Here is a 19,127-nt window from a genome sequence, read left to right on the forward strand (position 1 = left end):
GGGAAGGGAGACAGAAATGACGAAATTTGACGCCGATTGGGCCGCCGCCGAAGAGGCCAAGCGCAAGTGGATGGCCGAGAACGGCATGTACTCCGAGCAGGATGAGCATTCCTCCTGCGGGGTCGGGCTGGTGGTCTCCATCGACGGCACCAAGAGCCGCAAGGTGGTCGCGGCCGGGATCGACGCGCTCAAGGCGGTCTGGCACCGCGGCGCGGTGGATGCCGATGGCAAGACCGGCGACGGCGCCGGCATCCACGTGCAGATCCCGGTTCCCTTCTTCTATGACCAGATCCGCCGCACCGGGCACGAGCCGCGCCAGGACCAGCTGATGGCGGTGGGCCAGGTGTTCCTGCCGCGCACCGATTTCGGCGCCCAGGAAACCTGCCGGACCATTGTCGAGACCGAAGTGCTGCGGATGGGCCACTATATCTATGGCTGGCGCCACGTGCCGGTCGACATCTCGGTGCTGGGCGAAAAGGCCAACGCCACCCGGCCGGAGATCGAACAGATCATCATCTCCAACGCCAAGGGCGTGGACGAAGAGCAGTTCGAGCGCGAACTCTACGTGATTCGCCGGCGGATCGAAAAGGCCGCCGCGGCGCAGGGGATCAACGGGCTTTATATCGCGTCGCTGTCCTGCCGGTCGATCATCTACAAGGGCATGATGCTGGCCGAGCAGGTGGCGGAGTTTTATCCCGACCTCAAGGATGACCGCTTCGAGAGCGCCTTTGCGATCTATCACCAGCGCTATTCCACCAACACCTTCCCGCAATGGTGGCTGGCGCAGCCGTTTCGGATGCTGGCGCACAACGGCGAGATCAACACGCTGAAGGGCAACGTCAACTGGATGAAGAGCCATGAGATCCGCATGGCGTCGGCGACATTTGGCGACATGGCCGAGGACATCAAGCCGATCATCCCCGGCGGCAGCTCGGACTCCGCCGCGCTGGACGCGGTGTTCGAGGTGCTGGTGCGCGCCGGCCGCAAGGCGCCGATGGCGAAAACCATGCTGGTGCCCGAAAGCTGGTCGAAACAGGCGGTCGAACTGCCCGAGGCCTGGCGCGACATGTATTCCTACTGCAACTCGGTGATGGAACCCTGGGACGGACCGGCCGCGCTGGCGATGACCGACGGGCGCTGGGTCTGTGGCGGGCTCGACCGCAACGGGCTGCGCCCGATGCGCTACGTGGTGACCGGTGACAACCTGCTGATCGCAGGATCCGAGGCCGGCATGGTTCCCTCGGACGAGGCGACGGTGCGCGAAAAGGGTGCGCTGGGGCCGGGCCAGATGATCGCTGTCGACATGGAAGAGGGGCAACTGTTCCGCGATACCGAGATCAAGGACAAGTTGGCCGCCAGCCAGCCCTTTGGCGAATGGGTCAGCAAGATCAACGATCTCGATGAAGAACTGGCGCGCGTTACCGAAAAGCCGCTCTATTCCGGCGAGGATCTGCGCCGGCGGCAGGCGGCGGCAGGCTATACCGTCGAGGAGCTGGAGCAGATCCTGGCGCCGATGGCCGAGGACGGCAAGGAGGCGATCGCCTCGATGGGCGACGACACGCCCTCTGCGGTGCTGTCAAAGCAATACCGGCCGCTCAGCCATTTCTTCCGCCAGAACTTCAGCCAGGTGACCAACCCGCCGATCGACAGCTTGCGCGAATACCGGGTGATGAGTCTCAAGACCCGCTTCGGCAACCTCAAGAACGTGCTCGACGAGGACAGCTCCCAGACCGAGATTCTGGTGATGGAAAGCCCGTTTGTCGCCAACGCGCAATGGGATGAGCTGGTCAAGCATTTCAACGCCGACCTGGTCGAGATCGACTGTACCTTTGCCCCCGGCGGCGGGACGCTGCGCGAGGGGCTGTCGCGGATCCGCGCCGAAGCCGAGGACGCGGTGCGCTCCGGCGCCGGGCATCTGGTGCTGACAGACCACATGTCCGGGCCGGACAAGGTGGCGATGCCGATGATCCTGGCCACCAGCGCGGTGCACAGCCACCTGACGCGCAAGGGGCTGCGGACCTTCTGTTCGCTCAACGTGCGCTCGGCCGAATGTATCGACCCGCATTATTTCGCGGTGCTGATCGGCTGCGGTGCGACGGTTGTAAATGCGTATCTGGCTGAGGATTCCATCGCCGACCGGATCGACAGGGGGCTGCTGGATGGCTCGCTCACCGAGAACGTGGCGCGCTATCGCAGCGCCATCGACCAGGGTCTGCTCAAGATCATGTCGAAGATGGGGATCAGCGTCATCTCTTCCTATCGTGGCGGGTTGAACTTCGAGGCGGTCGGCCTTTCGCGCGCCATGTGCGCCGAGTTCTTCCCGGGCATGACCAGCCGGATCTCGGGCATCGGAGTGAGCGGCATCCAGCGCAAGGCCGAAGAGGTCCATGCGCGTGGATGGTCCGGCGGGGCGCAGGTGCTGCCGATCGGCGGCTTCTACAAATCCCGCAAATCCGGCGAGACCCACGCCTGGGACGCGCAGGGCATGCATATGCTGCAGATGGCCTGCAACCGCGCCTCTTTCGAGCTGTGGAAACAGTATTCCGCCAAGATGCGGAGCAATCCGCCGATCCACCTGCGCGACCTGCTCGACATCAAGCCGCTGGGCAAGGCGATCCCGCTGGAAGAGGTGGAGAGTATCACCGCGATCCGCAAACGGTTCGTGACGCCGGGGATGTCGCTGGGCGCGCTCAGCCCCGAGGCGCACAAGACGCTGAACGTGGCGATGAACCGGATCGGCGCGAAATCCGACAGCGGCGAGGGCGGCGAGGATCCGGCGCATTTCGTGCCGGAGCCCAACGGCGACAATCCCAGCGCCAAGATCAAACAGGTGGCCTCGGGTCGCTTCGGCGTCACCGCCGAATACCTCAACCACTGCGAAGAGCTTGAGATCAAGGTTGCCCAGGGCGCCAAGCCCGGCGAGGGCGGCCAGCTGCCCGGTCTGAAGGTCACCGACCTGATCGCCCGTCTGCGCCATTCGACCAAGGGGGTGACGCTGATCAGCCCGCCGCCGCACCACGACATCTATTCGATCGAGGATCTGGCGCAGCTGATCTACGACCTGAAACAGATCAACCCGCGCGCCAAGGTGACGGTAAAGCTGGTGGCAAGCTCGGGCGTCGGCACCATTGCCGCGGGCGTCGCCAAGGCAAAGGCGGATATCATCCTGATCTCGGGCCACAACGGCGGCACCGGCGCCTCGCCCGCGACCTCGATCAAATATGCCGGTCTGCCGTGGGAGATGGGCCTGACCGAGGCGCATCAGGTACTGGCGATGAACAACCTGCGCGGGCGCGTGACGCTGCGCACCGACGGCGGGCTGCGCACCGGGCGCGATATCGTCATGGCGGCGATGATGGGGGCCGAGGAATACGGCATCGGCACCGCCGCGCTGATCGCCATGGGCTGCATCATGGTGCGCCAGTGCCAGTCGAACACCTGTCCGGTGGGCGTCTGCACCCAGGATCCGGCATTGCGCGACAAGTTCACCGGCACCGCCGACAAGGTGGTCAACCTGATCACCTTCTACGCTCAGGAGGTGCGCGAGATCCTCGCCTCTATCGGCGCGCGCAGCCTCGGCGACGTGATCGGCCGGGCCGACCTGCTGACCCAGGTCAGCCGTGGCTCGGCGCATCTGGATGATCTGGACCTCAACCCGCTCCTGATCACCGTCGATGGCGCCCATGAAATTGTCTACAACCGCGACAAGCCGCGCAATGTGGTGCCCGACACGCTGGATGCCGAGATCGTGCGCGACGCCGCACGGTTCCTGAAGGACGGCGAAAAGATGCAGCTGTCCTATGCGGTGCAGAACACGCACCGGACGGTGGGCACCCGCACCTCGAGCCTGATTGTGCAGAACTTCGGCATGCGCAACGCCTTCCAGCCGGATCATCTGCACGTGAAACTGCAGGGCTCTGCCGGCCAGTCTCTGGGCGCCTTTGCCGCGCCGGGGCTGAAACTGGAGGTCTCGGGCGACGCCAACGACTATGTCGGCAAGGGCCTGTCGGGCGGCACCGTGGTGGTGCGCCCGCCGCAGGTGAGCCCGCTGGTCGCCGATGAGAACACCATCATCGGCAACACCGTGCTCTATGGCGCGACGGCGGGGTATCTGTTCGCCGCCGGCCGTGCCGGGGAACGCTTTGCCGTGCGCAACTCCGGCGCGCATGTGGTGGTCGAGGGCTGCGGCTCCAACGGTTGCGAATACATGACCGGCGGAGTTGCGGTGATCCTTGGCTCGATCGGCGCCAATTTCGGCGCCGGCATGACCGGCGGCATGGCCTATCTGCATGACCCGGACGGCAAGGCGCAGACCCTGATGAACATGGAGACGCTGGTGACCTGCCCGGTGACCATGGACCACTGGGAGGGCGAGCTTAAGCGGTTGATCGAACGTCATCTGGCGGAAACGAACAGCCGCAAGGCCGCCGACATCCTGCAGCACTGGGATCTGGAAAAGGACAATTTCCTGCAGGTCTGCCCGAAAGAGATGCTCAAGCACCTGCCGGTGCCGCTGAGCCGTCAGGATCAGGCCGTCCCGGCGGAATAGGCCCGCAGCACAAAGACCGAAAGGCCCCGCCGGACCGGCGGGGCCTTTTCCATTCGCAGGGATGGTCCGGGCGCCCCTGGTGGTCCCGGCCCGCTTGCCCGATTGCACTGCGGGTGTGCCTGTGCCACCGCAGCGGTGCGATTCCGCCACCCTTCGGTCTGCTGCGATCCCCGGGTTCCCGCCCCTCTTTCGCGTTTTGGCGCCGCGCCCTATAGCTGAGGCATGGCCCGAAAAACCAAGACATCAAAAACAGCCTCGAAACCCGCGCGGAAACCGCCGGGGAACCCGGCTTTCGCGCCGGTCCGCTGGCTGCGGCGCTGGGCGCTGCGCATCGTGCTGGCGCCGGTCGGTCTGGTGGTTGTCCTGGTGCTGCTGTTCTCGGTGGTGAACCCGCCGATCACCCACACGATGTGGGTCGAATACGGCAAATACGGCCGACTCGAGCGCGAGTGGGTGCCGCTCGAACAGGTGGCCCCGGTCATGGCGCGCGCCGTGGTGGCCGCCGAGGATGCCAACTTTTGCCAGCACTGGGGCTTCGACCTCGGCGCGATCCGCGCCGCGATCGCCGAGGGCGCCAGCCGCGGCGGCTCCACCCTCACCCAGCAGGTGGTCAAGAACGTGTTTCTCTGGCAGGGACGCAGCTGGATCCGCAAGGCGCTGGAAACCGCGATCACGCCGCTGGTCGAGGCGGTCTGGTCCAAACGCCGTATCGTCGAGGTCTATCTCAACGTGGCCGAGATGGGCGAGGGTCTTTTCGGCGTCGCGGCGGCATCGCGCAGCTACTTCAAGGTGGCGCCCGGGGATCTGACCGCGCGGCAGGCGGCGCTGATCGCCGCCGTGCTGCCCTCTCCCCGCAGCCGCTCGGTCACCGCCCCCTCAGACCGGGTGCGGCAACGGGCTGCGGCGATCGCGGACGGGGCGGCCACCATCCGCGCAGACGGACGTTCGGCCTGTTTCGAGGATTGAAAATCATCGCGCGGCAGGGCATTGGTGATCGGACACCCCGAAACCAGTGACCCCGGATCCCGATGGCCCGACTGTATCACGTTCCGCTCTCCCCGTTCTGCCGCAAGGTCCGCCTGGCGCTGGCCGAAAAGCGAATCGAGGTGCAGCTGGTCGAGGAACGCTATTGGGAGGCGAGCCCGGATTTCCTGCGCCGCAACCCGGCGGCCAAGGTGCCGGTGTTGCAGCTCGACGGGCGGACCATGGCGGAAAGCGCGGCGATCTGCGAATATCTCGATGAGACCCGCCCCGATCCGCCGCTGATGCCCCGCGACCCGGCCGAGCGACTGGAGGTGCGCCGCCTGATCGGCTGGTTCGACGACAAGTTTCATGGCGAGGTGACCTCGAAACTGCTGTACGAGCGGGTCAACAAGAAGGTCACCGGCCAGGGCTATCCCGACAGCGGCAACGTCAAGGCGGGCTCGAAGGCGATCAAGTATCACCTGGACTACATGCACTGGCTGTTGGATCGCCGCCGCTGGCTGGCGGGCGACGCGATGACACTGGCCGATTTCGCCGCCGCGGCGCATCTGAGCTCGCTCGACTATATCTCGGACGTGGACTGGAACCGCTCTGCGGTGGTCAAGGACTGGTATGCCAAGATCAAATCGCGCCCGGCCTTCCGCTCGATCCTGGCCGATCAGGTGCCGGGCTTTCGCCCGCCGCCGCATTATACCGACCTGGATTTCTGAGCCCGGCATCGAGGTGGGGGGCCGCCCCCCACACTCCCATCCTTTTCTGGCTGAAAATATCCCCGCCGGAGGCCTGAAATCTCAGGCGCTCCAGGTAAGACTCAGACCCTAACTGGCGTAATTCGAGCCCTCTTCGTCGAGGATCGCCTTGAGCTCGGCCAGGTGGCGGACGTCCTGTTCGGGATAGTCTTCCAGCTCGCGCGCGGTCTTTTCGGCCACCTCGTCGGAGAGCACCCGCAGCGGCTGCCCGGTTTGCAGCGCGCGGATATAGGTCTCGGCGGCGCGCTCGAAATAATAGAGCCGGTTGAAGGTCTCAGCGACGGTGGCCCCGATGACCATCACCCCGTGGTTGCCCATGATCATCACCTTCTTTTTCGGGTCGGTGAGCAGCGCGGCACAGCGTTCACCCTCGTCCTCGAAGGCGAGCCCGCCATAGCCGTCGTCGATCACATAGCGGTTGAAGAAGGTGGCGCAGTTCTGGTCGATCGGCGGCAGGTTGCTGTCGGCCAGGCTGGCCAGCACGGTGGCGTGGATCGAGTGAACGTGCATGGCGCAGCGGGCGTGCGCGCAGTGGCGGTGGATGCCGCCGTGCAGCCCCCATGCGGTGGGATCTGGCGCGTCGGGTCCGGTCTGTGTTTCGGGATCGTTTGCGTCCACCACGATCAGGTCGCTGGCCCGAATGCGCGAGAAATGCACCTGGTTGGGGTTCATCAGGAACCGCGTGCCGTCCTCGTTGATCGCCAGGCTGAAATGGTTGGCGACGGCCTCGTGCAGGTTCAGCCGGGCGGTCCAACGGAAGGCGGCGGCAAGGTCGACGCGTTCGGCCCAATGGTCGATGTTGGGGCGCAGGTCGGTTACAGTCATGTCAGGCTCCTTCGATGGTTTGGCGCCAGCCTGCCCCCGCCCGGCCAGAAGGGCCAGCGGAAAGTCGCGCGCTTAGCCGGGGGGCGGGGCGATCGGGCGGCTGGGCACCCAGGCATATCCGTTGGCGCACAGGATATAGGCCTCGCGCAGCCCGTGGGGTTTGTCGCTGGGCGGTTGCAGAAGGGTGCCGCCAGCGGTCTCGGCGCGGGCTGCGGCATCCTCCGGGTCGCTGTCATAGAGCCGGATCTCGACGCCCGCACCGCGCGGTGGCGTCTCGGGCAGCAGGCCCGGCAGAGGGTTGGAATGATAGGTGTGATCGGCGTGAAGCTGAAAGATCTGATCGCCATAGGCGACAATGGCGAAATCCGCGCTGACCCGGTGGGGGGTCATCCCGAAAACAGTCTCTAGAAAGGCGCATTCGGCCCGCACATCCCGCACCAGAAGGTTCAGCCCGATGCCCCGCAGGGATCGGCCAAACTCATCCGCCGCGACGGTTTCAAGGTCCATTTGAAACACCTTTCGCAAAAGCTTCAAACCGCGCCAGCTTGATTGCCGAAAAAACCCGTGTCAACGTGCGTCATGGAGCAGAACACAGTGAAAACCTGGGCCGAATGCGCCCCCCGCCTCATCGCCGTTGCCGCCGGCCGCGCGCCTGCCGACCTGGTCATCCGCAAGGGCCAGTGGGTCAATGTCCACAGCCGCGAGGTGCTGCCGGATCACGACATTGCCATCGCCGAGGGTCGGATCGCCTGCGTGGTGCCCGACGCCGGATATTGCATCGGGCCGCAGACGCAGGTGGTCGAGGCGAACGGGCGATACATGATCCCGGGCCTTTGCGACGCGCATATGCATATCGAAAGCGGCATGCTGACGCCGGCGGAGTTCGCCCGCGCGATCATCCCGCATGGCACCACCAGCATCTTTACCGACCCGCATGAGATCGCCAACGTGCTGGGGCTGGACGGTGTGCGGTACATGCACGACGAGGCGCTGATGCAGCCGATCAACGTCTTCACCCAGATGCCCTCCTGCGCGCCTTCGGCGCCGGGGCTGGAGACCACGGGGCATGAGATCTCGCCCGAGGATGTGGCCGAGGCGATGACCTGGCCCGGCATCATCGGGCTGGGCGAGATGATGAATTTCCCCGGTGTCGCGGCCGCCGATCCCAAGATGCTGGCCGAGATCGCGGCGACGCAGGCCGCCGGCAAGACGGTCGGCGGGCACTACGCATCGCCCGATCTGGGGCCTGATTTCGCGGCCTATGTCGCCGGCGGCCCGGCGGACGATCACGAGGGCACCTGCGAGGCGGATGCGATCGCCCGGGTGCGGCAGGGGATGCGCAGCATGATGCGGCTGGGCTCGGCCTGGTATGACGTCGAAAGCCAGATTACGGCGGTGACCGAAAAGGGTCTCGATCCGCGCAACTTCATCCTGTGCACAGATGACAGCCATTCCGGCACACTGGTGCATGACGGCCATATGAACCGGGTCGTGCGCCACGCGATTTCCTGCGGCTGCGATCCGCTGGTGGCGCTGCAGATGGCGACGATCAACACCGCCACCCACTTCGGGCTGGAGCGCGAGCTGGGCTCGCTCACCCCCGGGCGGCGGGCCGATGTGATCCTGACCTCGGATCTTGAGAGCCTGCCGGTCGAACAGGTTTTTGCCCGCGGCAGGCCGGTGGCGGAAAACGGCGAATGTCTGGTCGATTGCCCCCATTTCGATTGGCCGGACAGCGCCCGGGGCACCGTGCATCTGGGCCATGAGCTGAGCGCGACGGATTTCGAGATCGCGGCCCCCGAGGGTGCCAATACCGCGCGCGCCAATGTGATCGGCGTGATCGAGAACCAGGCGCCAACCAAGGCGCTGCAGGCCGATCTGCCGGTGCGCGAGGGGCTGGTCGAGGGGACCGGCGAGGTCTGCCAGATCGCGCTGGTCGAGCGGCACCGGGGCACCGGCGGGGCGGTCAACGGCTTTGTCTCGGGCTTTGGATACACGGGGGAAATGGCGATGGCCTCGACCGTGGCGCATGACAGCCACCACATGATCGTGGTGGGCACCGACCGCGCGCAGATGGCGCTGGCCGCCAACCGGCTGGCCGAGGTCGGCGGCGGCGTCACCGTGTTCCGCGACGGCGCGGAGCTGGCGCTGGTGGAGTTGCCGATCGCCGGGCTGATGTCGGACGCGCCGGCGCACGAGGTGGCGGAAAAGGCCGGTCGGATGATGCAGGCGATGCGCGATTGCGGCTGCACCCTCAACAACGCCTATATGCAGCATTCGCTGCTGGCGCTGGTGGTGATCCCGGAGCTGCGGATTTCCGACCTCGGCCTGGTCGATGTGCGCAAATTCGAAAAAATCGATTTGTTAGAGCCGCAATCATGACCGGTCTGCATTCGCCCGACGCCCCCGCGCCGGAGCTGTTCACCGATCCGGTCGCGGCGGTGGACCGGCTGGAACTGCTCTACGATCAGGCGGCGGATTTCCTTTGCACCCGCTTTGCCGAGGTGATGACGCGCGGTGCGCCCGGCGCCCGGATTCGGGCCTATTACCCGGAAATCCGCATCAGCACCATGACGCACGCCCATGTGGACACGCGGCTCAGCTTTGGTCATTTGCCGGCGCCGGGCACCTATGCGGCGACGGTGACCCGGCCGGACCTGTTCCGAAATTACCTGGTCCAGCAGATCGGGCTGTTGCTGGAAAACCATGGGGTGCCGGTGAGTGTCGGTCTGTCGGACACGCCGATGCCGGTGCATTTCGCGGTGGCCAACGATGCCGCCATCGCGGTGCCGCAAGAGGGCGCGACCGACTTCATCCTGCGCGACGTGTTCGATGTGCCGGATCTGTCGACCACCAACGACGATATCGTCAACGGCACCTATTCCGCGCCGGATGGGGTCGGGCCGCTGGCGCCGTTCACCGCGCAGCGGGTGGATTATTCGCTGGCGCGGCTGGCCCATTACACCGCCACCGACCCGGCGCATTTCCAGAACCACGTGCTGTTCACCAACTACCAGTTCTATGTGAGCGAGTTCGAGGGGTTCGCGCGCGCCCAGCTTGCCGATCCCGACAGCGGCTATACCAGTTTCGTCAGCACCGGCGATGTCGAGATCACCGATCCGGCCACACCGATCCCGGCCGCGGGCAAGATCCCGCAGATGCCGGCCTTTCACCTCAAGCGCCCCGATGGCGGCGGCATCACGCTGGTCAATATCGGGGTGGGTCCGTCGAACGCCAAGACGGCCACCGACCATATCGCGGTGCTGCGCCCGCACGCCTGGATCATGGTCGGCCATTGCGCCGGGCTGAGGAACACTCAGGCTTTGGGCGATTTCGTGCTGGCCCATGCCTATCTGCGCGAGGACAAGGTGCTCGACGACGATCTGCCGGTCTGGGTGCCGATCCCGGCCCTGGCCGAGATCCAGGTGGCGCTGCAGGAGGCGGTGGCGGAGCTGACCGAGCTGGAGGGCTATGACCTCAAGCGGGTGATGCGCACCGGCACGGTGGCGACGCTGGATAACCGGAACTGGGAGTTGCGGGATCAGTCCGGCCCGGTGCAGCGGCTGAGCCAAAGCCGGGCGATCGGCCTGGATATGGAGAGCGGGACGATTGCCGCCAACGGATACCGGTTCCGGGTGCCCTATGGCACGCTGCTCTGTGTGTCGGACAAGCCGCTGCATGGCGAGTTGAAGCTTCCCGGCATGGCGTCGGACTTCTACAAGACGCAGGTGTCGCGCCATTTGAACATCGGAATCCGGGCGATGGAACGGCTGCGGACCATGCCGTTGGAGCGTCTGCACAGCCGGAAATTGCGGTCTTTCGACGAAACCCCTTTCCTGTAAGGGCGAAAACAGGCAAGAATCCCCGAAATTGGGGTTGACCCGCGCCACTATGCGTTGTGTTTGATCACAAGATAACGGTAAACTTACGCAATGAGGCCCAAGATCGGGCGGACGAAGGAGACAGAATAATGGCAAAACCGATGACCAAGACCCAGCTTGTCGCCGCACTGGCCGAGGAGATGGGCACCGACAAGAAAGCCGCTGGCACCGCACTGGATGCCATCACCGCGCTGATCACCCGCGAAGTGGCGGGCGGTGGTGCCGTGACCCTGCCGGGCGTCGGCAAGATCTATTGCCGCGAGCGCCCCGAGCGGATGGTGCGCAACCCTGCCACCGGCGAACAGTTCAAGAAAGAGGCCGACAAGGTGGTCAAGATGACCATCGCCAAGGCGCTGAAGGACAGCGTCAACGCCTGATCGGCCTGATCTGAGCGAATGGATGGACAGGGTCGCCGGATCGGGCGGCCCTGCTCCGTTTCGGGGGTGGTTGATTCACCGGCGCGCCTCCCCTACACGGCCCCGGCGCCTGTAGGAGCCTTGCCCTGTGAACCGGACCACGAAAATCGCTGTCGGAAGCCTGCTTGTCGGCGTGGTCGTTTTGGCGGTCAAGCTGCTGGCCTGGCGCATGACGGGATCGGTCGCGCTGCTGTCGGACGCGCTGGAAAGCATCGTCAACGTGGCCACGGCGCTGGCGGCGCTGGCGGCGGTGCACTACGCCAGCCGTCCGGCGGATGCCAATCACCCCTATGGCCATCACAAGGCCGAACTGTTCAGCGCCGTGCTGGAGGGGGTGCTGATCGTGGTGGCCGCGCTGCTGATCCTGCACGAGGCCTGGAGCGCCTTTTTCGATCCGCGCCAGATCACCGCACCGCTGGCCGGTCTTTTGGTCAATGGCGCAGCGAGCGTGCTGAACGGGTTCTGGTGCTGGGTGCTGCTTACCCAGGGCCGCCGCCTGCGGTCGCCGGCGCTGGTTGCGGACGGCAAGCATTTGCGCACCGACGTGGTCTCTTCGGCGGGCGTGGCCATTGGCGTGCTGGTGGCGGTGGCGACCGGGCAGCCTTGGCTCGATCCGCTGATGGCGGTGCTGGTGGCGATCAACATCCTCTGGGCCGGCTGGGGCGTGATGCGGCACTCGGTCGCCGGCCTGATGGACGAGGCCCTGCCCGGCGAGGTGCTTGACGAGGTCCGCAAGGTGATCGCGCAGGAGGCCGCCGGGGCCTTTCAGGCGCATGATCTGCGCACCCGGCAGGCCGGCAGCGCCACATTCGTCGAGTTTCACCTGGTGGTGCCGGGCGAATCCACCGTGAACCAGGCGCATGAGGTCTGCGACCGGGTCGAGGCGGCGCTGGAAAAGGTGCTGCCGGGCAGCGTGATCACGATCCATGTGGAGCCCGAGGACAAGGCCAAGCGCAGCGGAATCATGGTGCATTAGGCACAGTTTCCGGACCGCCGCGCGGGGCCGCAGGCCCGGCGCCGCCTGGCCCCCTTCCGGCCCCCTTCCGGCCCGGCGGCCCGAAATTTCGGCGCCCGTATGCCGCAATCGAACACAGGCCCTTTGCAAGCCGGTGCGTTCGCCCTATGAGGGTCTCACATATTGCCGCAGGGGAAATCCGACAATGCAGATGCTAGGCACGTTCATCAAACCGATGCATCGTGAGGGGGTCCGGTTTGTCGCCATCTTCGCCGCCATCACCGTCGGACTGTTCCTGATTTCCGATTTTCTCGGCTGGATCGGCGCCGGCCTGACGGTCTGGTGCTATTACTTCTTCCGCGATCCCGAACGGGTGACGCCGACGCGCGAGGGGCTGATCGTCAGCCCCGCCGACGGCATCGTGTCGCTGATCGAACCGGCGGTGCCGCCGGCCGAACTGGGCCTGCCCGATCAGCCCCTGACCCGTGTCAGCGTGTTCATGAACGTCTTCAACTGCCATGTGAACCGCGTTCCGGTCTCGGGCGAGATCACCGCCATCGCCTACCGCCCGGGCAAGTTCCTGAACGCCTCGCTGGACAAGGCGAGCGTCGACAACGAACGCAACAGCCTGGCGATCCGGATGCAGGACGGCCGGTCCATCGCGGTGGTGCAGATCGCGGGCCTGGTCGCCCGCCGCATCGTCTGCTTTACCGAGATCGGGGCGCAGATGACGACCGGCGAGCGGTTCGGCCTGATCCGCTTTGGCTCGCGGCTGGATGTCTATCTGCCCGAGGGGGTCGAGCCGCTGGTGCAGATCGGACAGACCATGATCGCCGGCGAAACCGTGCTGGCCGATTTGCATCTGACCGGCCGGGCGTAGATAACCGGACCTATGACAGAAGCCCCTGACAAGACCCGGTCGGACATCGGACTGATCCAGCTGTTGCCGAACATGCTGACGGTGGCGGCGATCTGCGCCGGCCTGTCGGCGATCCGCTTCGGGGTGCATGGCGACTATTCCCTGGCGGTGCGGCTGATCCTGGTGGCCGGGGTGCTTGACGGGCTGGACGGGCGGCTGGCGCGGCTGCTGCGCAGCGACAGCAAGATGGGCGCCGAGCTGGATTCGCTGGCCGATTTCCTGAATTTCGGCATCGTCCCGCCGCTGGTGCTGTATTTCTGGGCCCTGCAGGACATGCGCAACGCCGCCTGGCTGGCGGTGCTGATCTATGCGGTCTGCTGCGTGATGCGTCTGGCGCGGTTCAACGTGTCGGCCAAGTCCGAGGACCGCGAAGGCGAAACCGCATATTTCACCGGCATTCCGTCGCCCGCGGGCGCGCTTCTGGTGCTGATGCCGATGATCGTCTCTTTCGCCTTTCCGGCCGCCCCTTTGCTGCCCGACGCGGCGCTGTGCATCTATATCGTTCTGGTCGGGCTTCTGCTGATCAGCCGCATTCCCACCTGGTCTTTCAAGACCACCAAGATTTCACGCGAGAATGTCAAATTCTTTCTCGTGGGCTTTGCCCTCGTGGCGGCAGGAGTCCTCACCTATGCCTGGACCACGCTGGTGGTTCTGTGCCTGGCCTATGTGGGCGTGATCCTGTGGGCTCTGATCGTGAAGAGATTCCCGAAGAAAAACGAAGAGTGATCCGTTGGATATCAAAGCTGTTCAAAACTCCTATGCGCGCTGGGCGCCGGTCTATGACAAGACATTCGGAGCGATCACCAACGACGGTCGCCGGCGGACGGTAGAATACATCAATTCCAATTCCGGCCATGTGCTGGAGGTGGGCGTGGGAACCGGCCTGTCGCTGGGCCACTACCAGCCCGGGATGAAGGTGACGGGAATCGATTTCAGCGATCAGATGCTGGAAAAGGCCCGCAACAGGGTGCAGGAGATGGGGCTGCGCCAGATGATCGAGCTGCGCCAGATGGATGCGCGCGAGCTGGATTTTCCCGACGCCAGTTTCGACACGGTGGCGGCGATGCATGTGCTGTCGGTCGTCCCCGAGCCCGAGCGCGTGATGTCGGAGATTGCCCGTGTGTGCAAACCCGGAGGCAGGGTGGTGATCACCAACCATTTCAAGCGCACCCGCGGGCCGCTGGCAGCGCTGGAACGGGTGTCGGCGCCCTTTGCCAACGTTCTGGGCTGGCATTCCGATTTCGCGATCGAAAGGGTTCTCGGCGAGCCCTCCCTCACGGTGGAAGAGCAAAGGCCGTTGCCGCCGCTGGGAATGATGACCTTTCTGATGCTGCGCAAGACCGGGGGGTAAGAGCCGCCCGGCCTTGCCTTCCCGCCGCGCGCCGACTAGCCCTTTGCAGGGCAGATGAGGCCGCAGGAGGACACCCCCTTGGATATCCGCGCAATCGTCATGGGGCTGGCGTTCGCCTTCATGTGGTCCTCGGCCTTTACCTCGGCGCGGATCATCGTGGCCGAGGCCTCGCCGCTGTTTTCGCTGGCGCTGCGGTTCCTGATATCGGGGCTGCTGGGCGTGCTGATCGCGCGCGCCATGGGCCAGAGCTGGCGGCTCAGCCGCAGCCAGTGGTACGCCACGATCCTGTTCGGCGTCTGTCAGAATGCGCTCTATCTCGGGCTCAACTTCGTCGCCATGCAGACGGTCGAGGCCGGGCTGGCGGCGATCATCGCCTCGTCCATGCCGCTGCTGGTGGCACTGGCCTCATGGCTACTGCTGGGCGAAAGACTGCGGCCGCTCGGCGTGCTGGGGCTGGCCGCCGGCTTTGCCGGGGTGGGACTGATCATGGGCACAAGGATCGGTGCAGGGGTGGACCTTTTCGGTGTTGTCCTCTGCGGCATCGGGGCGCTGGCGCTGGCCTTTGCCACGCTGGCGGTGCGCGGGGCCACGGCGGGGGGCAATTTCATGATGATCGTCGGGTTGCAGATGCTGGTGGGTGCCGCGATCCTGTTTGTCGCCGCCCCGCTGACCGAGACCATTCACGTCACGCCCAGCTGGCGGCTGGCGGCCGCCTTTGCCTATACCACGCTGGTGCCGGGGCTGGCGGCGACCTATGTCTGGGTTCTGCTGCTGCACCGGATCGGGGCGACCCGGGCGGCGACCTTTCACTTTCTGAACCCGGTTTTCGGCGTGGCGATCGCCGCCCTGCTGCTGGGCGAAAAGCTGGGACCGCTCGACATCACCGGCGTGCTGATCGTCACCGTCGGTATCCTTGCGGTGCAACTGTCGCGCCAGCCCGCCCCTGTCGCCGTGGCGGCGAGTTCTTCGGGCCGCTGACGGGCCGGACCGAGCGGGGACACACGGCTGCGCGATAAGGTGAAATAAACCTTTGCTTTCCGTCCGAACGCCCCATTTAGTGCCGCAGAACCGCGCAGGAGGCCGATCATGACCCGATACCGCAAGGACCCCGATGCCATCGCGGCGCTGTCGCCTGAGGAATACTACGTCACCCAGGAGGCCGGCACAGAACGGCCCGGCACCGGTAAGTTGTTGCACAACAAGGCGCCGGGGATCTACGTCGACATCGTCTCGGGAGAGCCGCTGTTCGCCTCATCCGACAAATACGAGTCGGGCTGCGGATGGCCCAGCTTCACCAGGCCGATCGAACCGGCGCATGTGGCCGAGCTTGAGGACCGCTCGCTCGGCATGGTCCGGGTCGAGGTGCGCTCGGCCCATGGCGACAGCCATCTGGGCCATGTGTTTCCCGACGGGCCGCGCGACCGCAGCGGGCTGCGCTATTGCATCAACTCGGCCTCGCTGCGCTTTGTGCATCGCGACGATATGGAGGCCGAGGGCTATGGCGATTATCTGGACCAGGTGGAGGGCTGAACGATGACCGCGACCGAACGCGCCGTGCTGGCGGGCGGCTGTTTCTGGGGCATGCAGGATCTGATCCGCAGGAGGTCCGGTGTGGTGAAGACCCGCGTCGGCTATACCGGCGGCGACGTGCCCAACGCGACCTATCGCAACCACGGCACCCATGCGGAGGGGATCGAGATAATCTTCGATCCCTCGGTGATCTCCTACCGCGAGCTGCTGGAGCTGTTCTTCCAGATCCACGATCCCACCACGGTAAACCGGCAGGGCAACGACATCGGGCTCAGCTATCGCTCGGCGATCTACTATTCCGACGAGGCCCAGAAGCAGATCGCGCTCGACACCATCGCCGATGTGGAGGCCTCCGGCCTCTGGCCCGGCAAGGTGGTGACCGAGGTGGAGCCGGTGGGCGATTTCTGGCAGGCCGAGGAAGAGCATCAGGATTACCTGGAGAAACATCCCCGCGGCTATACCTGCCACTTTCCGCGCCCCGGCTGGGTCCTGCCGAAACGCGGCCAGGCGGCGGAATAGACCCTAGACTTCGGCGGTCAGGCGGGTCTCCGTGTGGCCGGTGACGCGGGCCACGACGATCTGGCCCTCGGGCTGGGGCGCGGCGAAATCCACCTCGGTGAAATGTTCGGTCCGGCCCATCTGGGGGCTTTCCATCAGCACGCGGTGAGTCGTTCCGATCTGCGCGGCGAGGTGGCGGGCGACCTGGGCGTCGCCGGCCTCGCGCAGGCGGGCGGCGCGGGCCTTGGCGACGGTGCCGCTCACCTGATTGGGGATCTTCGCCGCCGGGGTGCCTTCGCGTTTGGAATAGGGGAAGACGTGCAGCCAGGTCAGGTCGCAGTCGGTCACCAGTTTCAGCGAGTTCTCGAAATGCGCCTGCGTTTCGGTCGGGAACCCCGCGATAATGTCGGCGCCGAAGGTGATGCCGGGGCGCAGGCGCCGGGCCTCTTCGCAGAAGCGGATCGCGTCGTCGCGCAGATGTCGCCGCTTCATCCGTTTCAGGATCAGGTCGTCACCATGCTGGAGCGACAGGTGCAGATGCGGCATCAGACGCGGCTCGGTGGCGATGGCGCGCATCAGGTTGTCGTCGGCCTCGATCGAATCGATGGAGGAGATGCGCAGGCGCGGCAGATCCGGCACCAGCCGCAGGATCCGCATCACCAGATCGCCCAGGCGCGGCTCGCCCGGCAGGTCGGCACCCCATGAGGTGAGGTCGACACCGGTCAGCACCACCTCGTTATAGCCGCGATCCACCAGCCGCTTGATCTGATCCACCACCACGCCGGCGGGGACCGAGCGGGAATTGCCGCGCCCGTAGGGGATGATGCAGAAGGTGCAGCGGTGATCGCAGCCGTTCTGCACCTGGACATAGGCGCGCGAGCGGGTGCCGAAACCGTCGATCAGGTGGCCGGCGGTCTCGGTCACGCTCATGATGTCGTCGACCATCACCCGCTCGGTCTCGCCGATGAAATCGGGGCCCAGGCGCGCCCAGGTCTCGGGCCGCATCTTCTCAGTGTTGCCGATGACGCGATCCACCTCGGCCATGGCGGCAAAGGTTTCCGGCTCGGTCTGGGCGGCGCAGCCGGTGACGATGATGCGCGCCTGCGGGTTGTCGCGGCGCAACTTGCGGATCTCCTGCCGGGCCTTGCGCACCGCCTCGGCGGTCACCGCGCAGGTATTGACCACCACCGCGTCGGTAAGGCCGGCCTCGGCCGCCAGCTCCTTCATCGCCTCGGTCTCATAGGTGTTGAGGCGGCAGCCCAGCGTGGTGAACTTGGGCGCGCTCATTCCGCCGAATCCAGGAAATCGCGGGTCAGCGTGCCGCTGAACACATGCATGGTCGGTCCGGTCATCCAGACCCCGTCCTCGCGCCAATCGACCTGCAGCGTGCCGCCGTCCAGCTCGATGGTCACCTTGCGCCCGGTCAGCCCGCGCCGGGCGGCGGCCACGGCTGTGGCGCAGGAGGACGAACCGGAGGCCAGCGTCACGCCCACCCCACGCTCCCACACCCGCATGCGCAGGCGGTCGGGGCCGATTACGCTCGCGAACTGCACATTGGTCCGCTGGGGGTAGAGCGGGTGATGCTCGATCTCCGCCCCGCGCGCCTCAAGGTCCACCGCCTCGGCGTCGTCGACGAAGAAGGTGCAATGCGGGTTGCCCATGCCGGTGGCTGTGGGGGCGCCGTCGATCGGCAGCTCCAGCGTGTCCATTTCCCGCGCCAGCGGGATCTCGGCCCAGTCGAGTTGCGGCTGACCCATGTTGACCGAGGTGAGCCCGTTCCCTGCGTCCCGCGCGTAAAGCGTGCCGCGTTTGGTGGTGAGGGTAAGCTCTGCCTTGCCGCTCTTTGCCATCAGGTGGCGGGCGATGCAGCGGGTGGCGTTGCCGCAGGCGGCCGAGGTGGAGCCGTCGGCGTTGTAGAAGATCAGATGCGCGTCCGCCTCGCCCCTGCCGGGCTCGATCACCGCGAGCTGGTCGAACCCCACGCCGAAATGCCGGTGCGCAATCGCTGTGACCAGAGGGGCGGGCAGCGCAGCCGCATGCGCGCGCGCATCGACAATGACGAAGTCATTGCCCAGCCCGTGCATTTTCATGAAGGGCAATCCGATATCCGCGCGCCTTTGCATGGCGGGCATATAGCGATGCGCAGGCGGGGAATCCAGAGAATCCCGACCGACGGGCATATTCTGCACGATTCGGGCTTGACCCCCCCGCGCGGCTTTTCTAGGTAGGCCGCCAACCGGATGCAGGGGATATGAATTTCCCGTGCCGGGGTGCGATTTAGGCGTTGATCCTTCCGGGTCATCTGGCATAGAGAGCATCACGGCAACGGGTAGCCCCGGCGCCGGAGAGTGGGCCGTTAGCTCAGTTGGTAGAGCAACTGACTTTTAATCAGTGGGTCGCAGGTTCGAATCCTGCACGGCTCACCACTCTTTCAGACAGATTTGAATGCCATCTGCGGGGCGGGCGCATG

General features: G+C 65.6%; 17 protein-coding genes and 1 tRNA gene. 14 read left to right on the forward strand and 4 right to left on the reverse strand.

Annotation, left to right across the window (positions count from 1 at the left end):
• Positions 1 to 16 precede the first annotated feature (16 nt).
• From gltB to fzlA, 3 genes are all read left to right on the forward strand, one after another.
• Positions 17 to 4,549, forward strand: a complete 4,533-nt coding sequence (gene gltB, locus E1832_RS15580) for a glutamate synthase large subunit (protein WP_133360691.1) — start codon at positions 17 to 19, stop codon at positions 4,547 to 4,549.
• 222 nt (positions 4,550 to 4,771) lie between these two features.
• Positions 4,772 to 5,515, forward strand: coding sequence for a monofunctional biosynthetic peptidoglycan transglycosylase (gene mtgA / locus E1832_RS15585; protein WP_133360692.1), 744 nt, complete (start codon positions 4,772 to 4,774; stop codon positions 5,513 to 5,515).
• 62 nt (positions 5,516 to 5,577) lie between these two features.
• On the forward strand, positions 5,578 to 6,243 hold the full coding sequence (gene fzlA / locus E1832_RS15590) for an FtsZ-binding protein FzlA (protein ID WP_133360693.1): 666 nt from the start codon (positions 5,578 to 5,580) through the stop codon (positions 6,241 to 6,243).
• A gap of 108 nt (positions 6,244 to 6,351) precedes the next feature.
• On the opposite strand, the gene E1832_RS15595 is transcribed toward fzlA, so the two are convergent.
• Positions 6,352 to 7,107, reverse strand: coding sequence for a class II aldolase and adducin N-terminal domain-containing protein (locus E1832_RS15595; RefSeq protein ID WP_133360694.1), 756 nt, complete (start codon positions 7,105 to 7,107; stop codon positions 6,352 to 6,354).
• A 72-nt stretch (positions 7,108 to 7,179) separates the two neighbouring features.
• Positions 7,180 to 7,614, reverse strand: coding sequence for a VOC family protein (locus E1832_RS15600; RefSeq protein WP_133360695.1), 435 nt, complete (start codon positions 7,612 to 7,614; stop codon positions 7,180 to 7,182).
• Positions 7,615 to 7,686: 72 nt separating this feature from the next.
• Between E1832_RS15600 and ade the strand changes: the two genes are divergently transcribed.
• The 10 genes from ade (at position 7,687) to msrA (ending at position 16,678) form a co-directional block, all read left to right on the forward strand.
• The gene (ade, locus tag E1832_RS15605) at positions 7,687 to 9,489 is read left to right on the forward strand and encodes an adenine deaminase (RefSeq protein ID WP_133360696.1); all 1,803 of its coding nucleotides are present in this window, start codon (positions 7,687 to 7,689) and stop codon (positions 9,487 to 9,489) included.
• A complete protein-coding gene (locus tag E1832_RS15610) occupies positions 9,486 to 10,949 on the forward strand; it encodes an AMP nucleosidase (RefSeq protein ID WP_133360697.1) in 1,464 nt (487 codons plus the stop codon). Before ade ends, E1832_RS15610 begins: the two co-directional genes overlap by 4 nt.
• A 128-nt stretch (positions 10,950 to 11,077) precedes the next feature.
• Positions 11,078 to 11,365 (forward strand): HU family DNA-binding protein, encoded by a 288-nt coding sequence (locus E1832_RS15615; RefSeq protein WP_133360698.1) that lies wholly within the window; start codon positions 11,078 to 11,080, stop codon positions 11,363 to 11,365.
• Between the two features lie 127 nt (positions 11,366 to 11,492).
• Positions 11,493 to 12,380 (forward strand): cation diffusion facilitator family transporter, encoded by an 888-nt coding sequence (locus tag E1832_RS15620; RefSeq protein ID WP_133360699.1) that lies wholly within the window; start codon positions 11,493 to 11,495, stop codon positions 12,378 to 12,380.
• Between the two features lie 184 nt (positions 12,381 to 12,564).
• Positions 12,565 to 13,239 carry a phosphatidylserine decarboxylase gene (locus tag E1832_RS15625; RefSeq protein ID WP_133360700.1) on the forward strand — a complete coding sequence of 225 codons (675 nt, stop codon included), beginning with the start codon at positions 12,565 to 12,567 and terminating at the stop codon, positions 13,237 to 13,239.
• A 12-nt stretch (positions 13,240 to 13,251) separates the two neighbouring features.
• The gene (gene pssA / locus E1832_RS15630) at positions 13,252 to 14,004 is read left to right on the forward strand and encodes a CDP-diacylglycerol--serine O-phosphatidyltransferase (RefSeq protein WP_133360701.1); all 753 of its coding nucleotides are present in this window, start codon (positions 13,252 to 13,254) and stop codon (positions 14,002 to 14,004) included.
• A 4-nt stretch (positions 14,005 to 14,008) separates the two neighbouring features.
• Positions 14,009 to 14,629: a class I SAM-dependent methyltransferase gene (locus tag E1832_RS15635; protein ID WP_133360702.1), complete on the forward strand. Its 621-nt coding sequence runs from the start codon at positions 14,009 to 14,011 to the stop codon at positions 14,627 to 14,629.
• Between the two features lie 78 nt (positions 14,630 to 14,707).
• Positions 14,708 to 15,607 (forward strand): DMT family transporter, encoded by a 900-nt coding sequence (locus tag E1832_RS15640; RefSeq protein ID WP_133360703.1) that lies wholly within the window; start codon positions 14,708 to 14,710, stop codon positions 15,605 to 15,607.
• 108 nt (positions 15,608 to 15,715) lie between these two features.
• Positions 15,716 to 16,159 carry a peptide-methionine (R)-S-oxide reductase MsrB gene (gene msrB, locus E1832_RS15645; RefSeq protein WP_133360704.1) on the forward strand — a complete coding sequence of 148 codons (444 nt, stop codon included), beginning with the start codon at positions 15,716 to 15,718 and terminating at the stop codon, positions 16,157 to 16,159.
• Positions 16,160 to 16,162: 3 nt separating this feature from the next.
• A complete protein-coding gene (gene msrA / locus E1832_RS15650; protein WP_133360705.1) occupies positions 16,163 to 16,678 on the forward strand; it encodes a peptide-methionine (S)-S-oxide reductase MsrA in 516 nt (171 codons plus the stop codon).
• A gap of 3 nt (positions 16,679 to 16,681) precedes the next feature.
• On the opposite strand, the gene mtaB is transcribed toward msrA, so the two are convergent.
• Together mtaB and dapF are read right to left on the reverse strand one after the other, a co-directional pair.
• Positions 16,682 to 17,944, reverse strand: coding sequence for a tRNA (N(6)-L-threonylcarbamoyladenosine(37)-C(2))-methylthiotransferase MtaB (gene mtaB, locus E1832_RS15655; protein WP_133360706.1), 1,263 nt, complete (start codon positions 17,942 to 17,944; stop codon positions 16,682 to 16,684).
• On the reverse strand, positions 17,941 to 18,789 hold the full coding sequence (gene dapF / locus E1832_RS15660) for a diaminopimelate epimerase (protein WP_133360707.1): 849 nt from the start codon (positions 18,787 to 18,789) through the stop codon (positions 17,941 to 17,943). Before dapF ends, mtaB begins: the two co-directional genes overlap by 4 nt.
• 218 nt (positions 18,790 to 19,007) lie before the next feature.
• Here dapF and E1832_RS15665 point away from each other — a divergent pair.
• Positions 19,008 to 19,083 (forward strand) — tRNA-Lys (locus E1832_RS15665).
• Positions 19,084 to 19,127 lie beyond the last annotated feature (44 nt).

This window comes from Antarcticimicrobium luteum (genome assembly GCF_004358185.1).
Lineage (GTDB): Bacteria > Pseudomonadota > Alphaproteobacteria > Rhodobacterales > Rhodobacteraceae > Antarcticimicrobium > Antarcticimicrobium luteum.